At 46.8% G+C, this 7,973-nt stretch carries 8 protein-coding genes; 7 read left to right on the top strand and 1 reads right to left on the bottom strand.

Annotated features, from left to right (window positions below; all coding sequences use genetic code 11):
- Positions 1-195: 195 nt before the first annotated feature.
- The 7 genes from ACJ2PR_RS25795 to ACJ2PR_RS25825 all read left to right on the top strand — a co-directional run bounded on the left by ACJ2PR_RS25795 (position 196) and on the right by ACJ2PR_RS25825 (position 7,290).
- On the top strand, positions 196-1,797 hold the full coding sequence (locus ACJ2PR_RS25795) for a sensor histidine kinase (protein WP_446879101.1): 1,602 nt from the start codon (positions 196-198) through the stop codon (positions 1,795-1,797).
- Positions 1,798-2,162: 365 nt separating this feature from the next.
- Complete coding sequence (locus tag ACJ2PR_RS25800) at positions 2,163-2,969, top strand: DUF1822 family protein (protein WP_446879102.1); 807 nt, start codon at positions 2,163-2,165, stop codon at positions 2,967-2,969.
- A gap of 225 nt (positions 2,970-3,194) precedes the next feature.
- Positions 3,195-4,064, top strand: coding sequence for a bile acid:sodium symporter family protein (locus ACJ2PR_RS25805; protein ID WP_446879103.1), 870 nt, complete (start codon positions 3,195-3,197; stop codon positions 4,062-4,064).
- Positions 4,065-4,492: 428 nt separating this feature from the next.
- Entirely contained in the window at positions 4,493-4,897 is a 405-nt protein-coding gene (locus ACJ2PR_RS25810; RefSeq protein ID WP_446879104.1) for a cupin domain-containing protein, read from the top strand.
- 99 nt (positions 4,898-4,996) lie between these two features.
- Positions 4,997-5,509, top strand: coding sequence for a flavodoxin FldA (gene fldA, locus ACJ2PR_RS25815; RefSeq protein WP_446869425.1), 513 nt, complete (start codon positions 4,997-4,999; stop codon positions 5,507-5,509).
- 71 nt (positions 5,510-5,580) lie between these two features.
- On the top strand, positions 5,581-6,309 hold the full coding sequence (locus tag ACJ2PR_RS25820; RefSeq protein ID WP_446869424.1) for an alpha/beta fold hydrolase: 729 nt from the start codon (positions 5,581-5,583) through the stop codon (positions 6,307-6,309).
- Between the two features lie 360 nt (positions 6,310-6,669).
- A complete protein-coding gene (locus ACJ2PR_RS25825; RefSeq protein WP_446879105.1) occupies positions 6,670-7,290 on the top strand; it encodes a Crp/Fnr family transcriptional regulator in 621 nt (206 codons plus the stop codon).
- A 290-nt stretch (positions 7,291-7,580) separates the two neighbouring features.
- Here the strand turns inward: ACJ2PR_RS25825 and ACJ2PR_RS25830 are convergent.
- Positions 7,581-7,973, bottom strand: a 393-nt coding sequence (locus tag ACJ2PR_RS25830; RefSeq protein ID WP_446879106.1) for a hypothetical protein, incomplete at its 5' end; no start/stop codon positions are given.

Raw genomic sequence — 7,973 nt, forward strand, 5'->3', positions numbered from 1 at the left:
TTAGAACCTCTCTATTGTTGACAGACATTCAGTTCTGAGTCTTCACCTCAACAAACGAAACACCTTACGCTTGAAAATGCTGCTCTAAAGTCTGCTGTGACGATCGGGAGTTCTCTAAACAGGTGAGCCTAGCTGTTCTAATTGAGTTTGATATCTGGTTTGATAGTAGACAGGGGACGCTCTGCGGTAAATCGTTTGGTCAGTCAAACTCAACTTAACATCCACCCCCCGCAAAAAGGAATGTGTCACCCCGGTGTAGACCTCGCCATCACCACAGATTTTCGGTTGCTTATCATGTCGGTGGTAGTGTCGATCATCGGTTCCTATACGGGACTGGATATGTCCCAACAAATTGCACTCTCTCAAGGACAGGCGCGACGCTGGTGGCTGATCGGGGGCGGGTTAACCCTGGGAATTAGCATTTGGGCAATGCACTTTACCGCGATGTTGGCTGACCAGTATCCGATCCCGGTGAGCTATGACTTGAGAATTGTGCTGTTTGCGATCGTCGTCGCCGCTCTAGGAGCCACGTTGGGACTGTGGATGGTCAGTCGTCAAAAAGAACTGGGCTGGCTGCCCTGGCTACTCGGAAGTACATTCATCGGGATGACGATCGCTGCGATGCATTATCTCTCAATGACCTCCCTTCGGCTGGCGGCTGATCAGATTTATGATCCGGGGCGAGTTGTCATCTCTTGTGTGGTCTCGATCGTCACATCGATGGCGGCCCTTCGGCTGGCTTTTTCTCCCCATCTCGCGCTTAGCTTTCATCAATGTTTGAGAACGGTCATCAGTGCTTTGATCATGGGTGGCGCAATTTCGGGAATGCACTACATTGGCATGAGCGGGCTTTGTTTTCGAGCGCGGGCGATCGTCGTGTCGCAGGTTGGCACCATTGATCGATCACTGCTGACGATCGTGATTGGCATCGCTGCGCTGCTGGTTTTGACGCTAGCCTTGATGGCTTCTTTTTTTGGGCGACGGCTCAGTGCAGAACTGGTGCTAGTAGCCACGCTGCGTCAGACCGAAGAGCGGTTAGAGCAATTAGTTTTTCTTCGCACTCAAGAACTGGAAAAAGAGAAACAAGCGTCCGAAGCCGCCAACGCGATGAAAAGTGCCTTTCTCGCCAATATGAGTCACGAACTGCGAACGCCACTCACGAGCATTATTGGCTTCTCCAGCGTGCTGCTCAAACAGATTTTTGGCTCCCTCAACGATCGCCAGATTGAGTACTTGCAGCGAATTTCTAGCGCAGGTCATCAGCTTTTAGACTTGATCAACGATCTGCTAGACCTCTCCAAAATTGAGGCTGGGCGAGAAGAGTTACTACTAGAAACGCTGTCCGTCGAAGAGGTTTGTCAGACCTGTTGGACGATCGTTCGCGATCAAGCAGCCCAAAAAGGATTGGAATTCTCCTACACCATCAGCCCAGAGGTGGTCACCTGCGTAGCCGACAAGCGCCGACTGGTACAAATTTTGCTTAATCTCCTCTCCAATGCCATCAAGTTTACTGACCTTGGCTCTGTGACGATGCGCGTTGACCGTCTTGACGCTTTCATTAAGTTTGCGGTGATCGACACCGGAATCGGGATCTCTGAAGCCGAACAAGCTGTTTTATTCCAGCCCTTTCAACAATTGGATGTCGGACTCGATCGCAAATATGAAGGCACAGGGTTAGGATTAGCCCTTTCTCAGCGACTAGCCCAACTGCACGGCGGCAAGATTACCCTGCGATCGCAGCCTGGAGAAGGCAGTTGTTTTACGCTATTGCTCCCAGAGAAGAAGGGTGAGGCGTAAGAAGAAATCTGTTGCAGGTGTCTTTTTTGTGATTAGTTCCACCGACTTCTCTTAGGGACTAGGGCTTGACCCGGCAGCTTTTCCTGAACTAACGCGGAGATAGTTGAGCATAAGGTTCCGTTTGTTTGTGAAACTCAAGCACGCGGTTCTAATAACCTAATGGGTGCCTTTATCACCTGCTTATGCAGCGATCGCTGGAGGAGTTTCGTCATTGCTGAGAACGTCCGTTTAAACAATCACAGGATTACTGAGCAAAATTGCATAATCATCTGCCTTCAACACCCATTTATTAGCAGAGCAGTATCACGTAGACAATATTGTTATAAAGCGCACAGGAATAATATGGCAAACCAGGACGGTTCATCATGGCACTCACGTTAAACGATCTCATGGTTATCTTCCCGCAGCAGCGATGGGTAGAGCTACCCGAACAGGAACAGCAACAGTCCTGGCAAGAAGCGACTCAACACCGATACTCGAATGCTGCTGCACGTTGGAATGGTTATCTCAACACACTTTGTCTCAATTCTTTGTTGGCTGACCTCCAGGAGGATATTGTCCCCCAAGCGTTGCAGGTAAGATCGGATGCCTCGATTTGGGAATTCGTCAATGGAGCAGTTCTGACAGTTGGTGAGACTCGGATTGTCTTGATCCCGGATGACAAAAGCAATGTCTCTGAATTTTGCATCCCTCAAGAATGGGTGGATATTGAAAACTGGGCAGCAGACTATTATTTAGCCGTGCAGCTTAATTTAGAAGCGGGTTGGTTGAGGGTTTGGGGGTACGCAACTCATCGGCAAATCCGCAATGGAGCGAGCTATGAAGCAACTAGCCGAACTTATTGTCTAGAGGGTGAAGACTTAATTTCAGACTTGAATGTGATGTGGGTCGCTCAAGAACTCTGCCCTCCTCAAAAACCAGACGTTCAAGCACTACCCAACTTAGCACCGAGTCAAATTGAACCCCTCCTAGAAAAACTAAGTCATGTGACTGCTTACTCCCCTCGTTTACAGCGGCCGTTTTTGGAGTGGGCAAGTATTCTCGCATCTGAGGAACATCGACAGGAACTGTACCGCCGCCGAACAGAAGATTGCGCTGAAAAGAAGAGGGTCTCGATCGCAATGAGCAGTCCCTCATCCTTGGACAATTCAACGATGATTCAAGAACATTAGGAACTTTTTAGAGCAATTCTAGTGAACTGCATAATAATCTATCTTGAGTCCCCACAAACGAGTAGGATGATATCTGTTGGCTGCGGCTGATGGGCTTTGGGACTGCGATCGACCTATTTTTGGTCAAGCTGTTTCTCACAATTTCCGATGATTCATCTGACTGATTCGATGATGGTTAATCACAGTCTCATTAGAACTTAGAAAACTTGAAACCCAACTTGATCTATGGAAGCTAATGTCCTTACCAGTGTGCTTTTACCTGTCGGTCTCGCGATCGTGATGCTCGGTATGGGCCTGACCCTCGTACCAGATGACTTTCAACGAGTCACTCGCTATCCCAAAGCGGTTGCCATTGGATTGATCGCTCAACTGCTCTTTCTCCCGATCGTTGGTTTTCTAGTTGCTTCGATCGTGCCGATGCAGCCTGAAATGGCAGTGGGATTGATGGTGTTGGCACTTTGTCCAGGCGGGCCTTCTTCCAACATGATTACCTACTTGGCGCAGGGAGATGTTGCCCTTTCTGTGACGCTAACGGCTTTGAGTAGCGCCATTACTGTATTGACTATTCCAATATTCACAAATCTATCTCTGCAATATTTTGCTGGACGCAGTGCAGCGATCGCGTTACCGATCGGGCAAACCATGCTGCAAATTTTTGCAATCACGCTAGTTCCAATCGGGCTAGGAATGGTGATTCGACAACTGTTTCCCGACTTAGCTCGACGACTAGAGAAAGTAGCGAACCGTCTGGCGATTGCCTTCCTCGCTCTCATTATCTTAGCGATCGTCATTCGAGAATGGAGCCGCATTCCAGGCTTTATTGCCCAAGTTGGGATTGCGGTAGTTCTGCTGAATGTGATCGCCATGTTGGTCGGATTTTGGTTTGGTAAGCTATTTAACCTAAAATTTGCTCAACGGATTTGTATTGCGATCGAGGTTGGAATTCAAAATGGAACACTTGCGATCGCGATTACTGCCGGGTTGCTCAACAATCCTGATATGGCTGTTCCTGCTGCCATCTACAGTTTATTTGCATACGCAACTGCCATTTTCGCGATTTTCTATGGTAGAAGCTATGTTCAGGCAACGGATTAGGAAAAGTGGGCTTAATCGCCAGGTATTCTGATGACTAAATAAGGTGTCTTGTTATTGAAAGTGGATAGCAATTCTGTTTGAAAGCATTCAGATCAAAAAACCGATGGTGCAACAGGGGATGGAATGCGCTCGCAGTGAACTCGCTAGGAGCATAGCCACTCTTGCCGCTGGTCGGAATTATCTTAGCTGAGTCAACAATTTTCTACAGGACTGCTTGTTTGATTTGAGACGTGATTTTAATATTAGTTCACATATTTTTATTGACATTTTATCTCAATAAGCTGTTAAGATAACTCTCGTTGGCAATTGAGACCAAACCTCAACAAGCTTCCTAAAAGTTTGATTGAGATTGCTGTTCTATGCCCGCGATCGACCCAAGTCCATTGTGGGCATTTCCCAAACCGTGCAAACCTTTGGAGGATTTTGTGGTGCAAGCATCTGATATGCGGCGATCGTTTCATCTACGATTATTGCCAATTCAAATCCAGCCACACCAAGTTCTGAATGTAGAAATCATTCAACAGGGCTATGGCGATCAAGCAATCTACCAGCAAAATATGATGAGTTTAGGCGCAGACGTAGAGCTACCAGAGATTTGTGATGCTCAAGATGTAACGATCGCAGTCTTGGAAGGCAATGGTAACCTCACCGTCAATGATGAGCTTGTCAAATTAGAACCTGGAATGTTTGTGTTTATCCCCGCAAATACCGTTCACAGGCTACAGACGCAATCCCTTGCGGGTATCTCAAAGAGATCGCACCTGATCTTTCTACTCAATCGCTATAAACCTGATCACAGCATTGACGAATCAGCCTGGGTCATTAATCTGTAGTTGGCGATTTGACCCAGCACGAGTCCGTGTAACCTTCACAAGTAGAAACGCTAAAACGCGCTACAGCTTAAAGCTTTTGATACACAACAGGAGTCTATCATGTCTAAGATTGGTTTGTTTTGGGGAACTCAAACGGGTAACACTCAAACGATTGCAGAAAAAATTCAAGAAGAATTTGGCGGTGAAAGTGCTGTGACGCTGTATGACATTTCTGCCGCTGACACCAGTGATTTTGAAGATTATGAATGCTTGATCATTGGGTGCCCCACCTGGAACATCGGGGAACTACAAGCTGACTGGGATGGTTTTTTTGATGAATTAGACAACATTGACTTTAGCGGGAAGAAAGTCGCTTATTTTGGCGCAGGTGATCAGATTGGATATGCTGATAACTTTCAAGATGCGATGGGAATTTTGGAAGAAAAAATCTCTAGTCTAGGCGGTGAAACGGTTGGATACTGGTCGTCTGAGGGCTACGAACATCAGGAATCAAAAGCAGTTCGTAATGGGAAATTTGTGGGACTCGCGATCGATGAGGATAACCAACCAGAGCTAACTCACGATCGCATTAAAACCTGGGTTGCTCAACTCAGGCAAGCGTTTGGATTGTAAGTCTAGTCCCAAACAGATGATAATCTACTGAAAATTTACCTCACCTTACCTCACCTCTTTTGGGAGTTTTCATGTCTTACGACGTTCTGTGGCTTAGTGCCAGTCCAAGTTTAACGCGCCTCAATCAGCCACTACTGAAACATCTATCTGAGCAAGTTAAAGTTTTGCAGTGGGAGTACTATCAGACACCAGATGAAGGAAGCTGTCTAGCAACCGCTGTCGCGCTACTGCATGAGTATCTCAAAGCTCACAATCGTCCCGTTCATCTTGCAGGACACGGCATAAGTGGAGTCGTAGGTTTACTTTATGCGCGGCTTTATCCTGAGCGAGTTAAATCACTTTGTCTACTCTCGATCGCGGCCCAACCCGCACTCACTTGGCACAGCCACTACTACACTCAACTGCACTTACTGCCTTGTAGCCGCCAACAAATTTTGGCTCAAATGGCGTTGAGTTTGTTTGGAAAACAGTTGCCTTATCCGATTAAGAATTCGCTAGATGCGCTCGATCGTGACTTAGATTTGGCTCCCTGTCCCCACTCTTTGTTTAAGCTCACTGAGTTGTCTAAGGGCGGAGTCTCAATGCCGCTGCTGGTGTGTCGCAGTCAGACGGATTCAATCATCGATCCGTTAGGTCAGTCAAACTGGCTCCCCTGGATGAAGCTTGAAGATCGGCTATGGGAGTGTCCAGAGGGTCGTCATTTCTTTCATTACTTTTATCCTGAGCTAGTTAGTAGCCGACTGCTTGAGTTTTGGCAATCGGTCAATTCACGTTCACGCAATCTATCTCTAACGGCGTGAATATTTTTTGGATTGAGCGTTTAGCGTTGAGAAACAACTGATTTTCATGAATATCGCTTCCTATTTGAGTTGTGAGAATTCGGTGGTTAGTTATTAGTGGTTAGCCGTAGATTAATAATCACTCAAAGATGGGTAAATTCTGAGAACTGTTTCTGTACAGGGGGACTGCCTTCTGAATTCATCTGAAGTATTTCTCTAGCGATATCTTTAGCGATAGAAGATGGGTTAAGACGACTGAAACGATCGCCTCAAGTTCTCTGTGACGAATGCGGTTACTCTACGGGTGAGTACCCTTTCAAATGCACGTGGGACATCTCAAATCTGACCTCAAGCCTAAGCTCATTTTAACTGTGAAGAACAATGCAACCTCAATGCTTTCCTCGACTGACCCTGACTGAAGAATTGCTGTCCATACAGACTAATGCGTGGTCGATCGACCCGTCGCAGCTTGTTTCACAGAATACCGAGCGATCGTTTCAACATCGCGACATTGTACCTTTGTCCTGCGATCGTTTATGGAAAATCGAAAGTGGTTTTGTTAGGGCGTTGACCTGGGACATCATGGGTGAAGTCACAACGCTGGGAATCTGGGGAACGGGTGACATCGTTGGCAAACCACTGTCTCAAATTGATCCCTACCAGATTGAGTGTTTGACTCCAGTGCGAGTGAGTGAGCTGGTTTTATCTAACCATCACCTGACTGATGTGCTATTTCGTCATGTCCAGCACCTTGAAGCATTGGTGAACATCTTACAAACCAAACAAACAACATTGCGGTTGCTAAAGCTGCTGGAATGGTTAGCGCAACGATTTGGGGATGAAGTCGAGCAAGGGCGAGTCATTGAGATGCGGTTAACTCATCAAATCATGGCTGAAATTATCGGCACAACGCGGGTCACAGTGACACGGCTACTCAAAAATTTAGAACGTCAAGGAAAACTAACCCCCCTTCGCAAGCATCGTATCTTGTTGCACGATTAAGAAGGTTTGTACATTACACCTCCTGCATGAATAGAATTTTGATGTCACCTGCTCTTAGGTCGTGCTCCGTTTGGGTCGGCTTGTGCCCCCTAAATCCCCCATTCTGGGGGACTATGAAACCGCAAGTCTTGGCTCAAAGTCCCTCACTTGTGGGGGATTTAGGGGGCGTTTCCGGATTCGCGCAGGAAGTCTATTGGTTGATAGCTACAAATATTTTAGGGACTTTGGACTTTGGTAAGCTTTGAGTCTTTGGTTTGGTGTCCTTGCTACTCTTACTAACAGCGAGGCTACTAACTGTGAGGCGTTGGTTGTGATTGACCAGATACCTGCAAACAACCGCCTTGTCTTCTAGGTGAACACGTCCAGTAAGAGGGCTGAGGCTCTGTATGTAGACGCAGATTTTTGACAACAAGCTGAGTCAATTTAGAAGGTCGATCGTGACTGCAAGAACTGATTAAATGGCTCGTTTCACCCTCAATTACAGTTGCAGTGTAGATTAGCGTTTGCTCTCCTAACTTTTTACCTTGTAGTTCTATGTGCATTGGATATATCTTTTGGTCTGTATTCAGAATTTTGTAAACCACCTGATACTCAAACCATTTCCAGCCTTGGTGTAGCGCGATTTCTCTTTCGACTACCTGAACTTGATTTGGCAAAACTCCCCAGCCGCGATAGACTTGCTG

The sequence above is a fragment of the Phormidesmis sp. 146-33 genome (genome assembly GCF_052939515.1).